This window comes from Streptomyces sp. NRRL B-24484, assembly GCF_000717715.1.
Taxonomy (GTDB): Bacteria; Actinomycetota; Actinomycetes; order Streptomycetales; family Streptomycetaceae; genus Kitasatospora.
The window spans coordinates 1-609 of sequence record NZ_JOAI01000146.1 but is presented as its reverse complement, the minus strand read 5'-3'; the positions used below and the strand labels follow the sequence as shown (position 1 = coordinate 609).

The following is a 609-nucleotide window of genomic DNA, read 5'->3' as shown; positions in this document are numbered from 1 at the left end:
CGGAGGCGGGCCAGGAGGGCGTGCTCGACGAGGGTGATGAGTGCGCTCTTGGCGCTGTCCCGGCGTCGGGCGTCGAGGGTGACGATGGGGGTGTCGGGGCCGAGTTGGAGTGCTTCGCGGACCTCGTCGGGGGTGTGGGCCTGGTGTCCGTCGAAGCCGTTGAGGGCGACGACGAAGGGGAGGCCCGAGTTCTCGAAGTAGTCGAGGGCGGGGAAGCAGTCGGCGAGGCGGCGGGTGTCGACGAGGACGACGGCGCCGATGGCGCCGCGGACGAGGTCGTCCCACATGAACCAGAAGCGGTCCTGTCCGGGGGTGCCGAACAGGTAGAGGATGAGGTCTTCGTCCAGGGTGATGCGGCCGAAGTCCATGGCGACGGTGGTCGTCGTCTTGCCCGCGGTGTGGGTGAGGTCGTCGATGCCGGCGCTGGCGCTGGTCATGACGGCTTCGGTGCGCAGGGGGTTGATCTCGGAGACGGCGCCGACGAGGGTGGTCTTGCCGACTCCGAAGCCGCCGGCGACGACGATCTTCGCGGAGGTGGTGGCGCGGCTGGGGGCGGCCGCGTTAGAGCTTGCGAAGTCCACTGAGGACCCTTTCGAGCAGCGTGACGTC

At 69.5% G+C, this 609-nt stretch carries 1 protein-coding gene; it reads right to left on the bottom strand.

Translation table 11 applies throughout. The annotated features are described in order from the left end of the window. Nucleotides 1-581 (bottom strand): GTP-binding protein (locus IE98_RS0141675; protein ID WP_030278002.1); only part of this gene is annotated, 581 nt, incomplete at its 3' end. Nucleotides 582-609 lie beyond the last annotated feature (28 nt).